Origin of the sequence: Pseudomonas brassicae (assembly GCF_010671725.1) — a bacterium.
In the GTDB taxonomy this organism is placed as follows: Bacteria; Pseudomonadota; Gammaproteobacteria; order Pseudomonadales; family Pseudomonadaceae; genus Aquipseudomonas; species Aquipseudomonas brassicae.
The window spans coordinates 1-1,774 of sequence record NZ_JAAHBU010000243.1; the positions used below are offsets into that span (position 1 = coordinate 1).

The window sequence follows — 1,774 nt, forward strand, 5'->3', positions numbered from 1 at the left end:
CTTCAGGCCGCTGCCCAGTTGCGGTGTGCCCTGTGGGTAGGCCTCGGCCAGGCGCTTGAGGGCCAGCTTGCTGTCGGGGTGGATGAGGATCTTGCCTTCACCGTTGACGATGAACGCTTGCCCGTGGCCGTCGAAGTCCAGCGAGTTGATGATGGTGCTGATGGTGGCAAGGTCGATGTCGGCGCCGCTCACGCCGACCAGGCGCCCGGCCTGCTGCACGGGGGTGGCGATGGTGATTACCAGCTTGCTCATCGATGCCGACACATACGGTTCGGTGACGATGGTGCGCCCGGCGTCGCTGGCGGCCTTGTACCAGCCGCGTACGCGCGGATCGTAGTCGGCGGCGCGGTTGCCTGCCGGCACCGACTGCATGCTGCCATCCTGGCCGCCAAAGTAGGTCAGCGCGAAGTTGCTGGCGTACACCGGTAGGGCCAGGCTGCGGTCCAGGCTGGGTTTGCCCGCGCCATCCACCGCCACCTGCTGGGCCAGCGACTGCAGCAGCTGGGTGCGGCTTTCGAGCCAGGTCTGGATATTGCCGGTGGTCAGGCGGCCCAGCTCCTGCATCGAGGCTTCGGTGTTGGTGCGCAGCGATTGGCGCTGGCGGTAGTCGTTGAACAGGATGAAACAGGTGAATGCCACGGCGACCACGAGGGCGGCGGCCAGCAGAATCTTGTGACTGAACTTCAGGTTTTTGGTCATTGCGAGATCTGTCTGCACAAGGCGGTCAACGGGGAGTGCTCAGCGAACGGTCGCAGCACCCTCCTGTGTCGCCTGTTGTGGGAAAAAGATGAGCCTTAAACGCGACTAGTCGACAAAAGGCGTAGATAAACGTCAAGGAAAACAGTGGGTACGGGAACCGGATAGGGTTTTTTCCTTCTAAGCTCAGGTCAAGCCCCGTGCTGGCGCCCTCATGTTCAGGAGTGACCCCCATGTCGTTGCGTTCCCTCGCCCTGTTGTCGTTGTGCGTGTTTCTGGCTGCGTGCAGCAAGATCAATCAGGAAAACTACTCAAAGCTTCAGGCTGGCATGCCCAAGGCCGAGGTCGAGCAGTTGCTCGGCAGCCCGACCGAGTGCTCCGGCGCGCTGGGCATGTCCAGTTGTACCTGGGGTGACGAGAAGCGCTTCATCAGCGTGCAGTATGCCGCCGACAAGGTGCTGATGTATTCGGGGCAGGGGCTCAAATGAAAGGTCTGCATCTGCTGCTGAGCCTGTGTGCCATGGTGCTGCTGGGCGGTTGCGCGCATTCGTTCGACGAGGGCCCGTTGCCGCCCAAGACCGTCGAGAATGTCGACTTCAAGCGTTACCAGGGCAAGTGGTTCGAGCTGGCGCGGTTGCCGATGTTCTTCCAGCGCGACTGTGCGCAGAGCGAGGCGCATTACAACCTGCGACCGGACGGTACGGTGGGGGTGCTCAACCGTTGCCTCACGCTGCAGGGTGAATGGCAGCAGGCCAGCGGCACGGCCACGCCGCAGGTGCCGGGCAAGACCGACAAGCTGTGGGTCGAGTTCGACAACTGGTTCTCGACCTTGCTGCCGGGTGTGGCCAAGGGGGATTACTGGGTGCTGTACGTGGACAAGGATTACCAGACCGCGCTGGTGGGCAACCCGGACCGCAAGTACCTGTGGATCCTGTCGCGCAAGCCGACGATCCCGGCGCTGGAGCGCGAGAGCCTGCTGGCGCGGGCGCGGCAGCAGGGGTATGACACGACGCGGCTGATCTGGCGCGTGTCTGACCGCGATATCGCGCGCAGTCAGTAACGGCCTCTTCGCTGGCAA

General features: G+C 63.1%; 3 protein-coding genes. 2 read left to right on the forward strand and 1 reads right to left on the reverse strand.

Annotation, left to right across the window (positions count from 1 at the left end; genetic code table 11):
* Positions 1-699: cache domain-containing protein (locus G3436_RS16825; protein WP_178116495.1), on the reverse strand; the 699-nt coding region annotated here is incomplete at its 3' end.
* A gap of 230 nt (positions 700-929) precedes the next feature.
* Here G3436_RS16825 and bamE point away from each other — a divergent pair.
* A complete protein-coding gene (bamE, locus tag G3436_RS16830; protein ID WP_163947120.1) occupies positions 930-1,184 on the forward strand; it encodes an outer membrane protein assembly factor BamE domain-containing protein in 255 nt (84 codons plus the stop codon).
* Positions 1,181-1,756 (forward strand): lipocalin family protein, encoded by a 576-nt coding sequence (locus G3436_RS16835; protein WP_163947123.1) that lies wholly within the window; start codon positions 1,181-1,183, stop codon positions 1,754-1,756. Before bamE ends, G3436_RS16835 begins: the two co-directional genes overlap by 4 nt.
* Positions 1,757-1,774 lie beyond the last annotated feature (18 nt).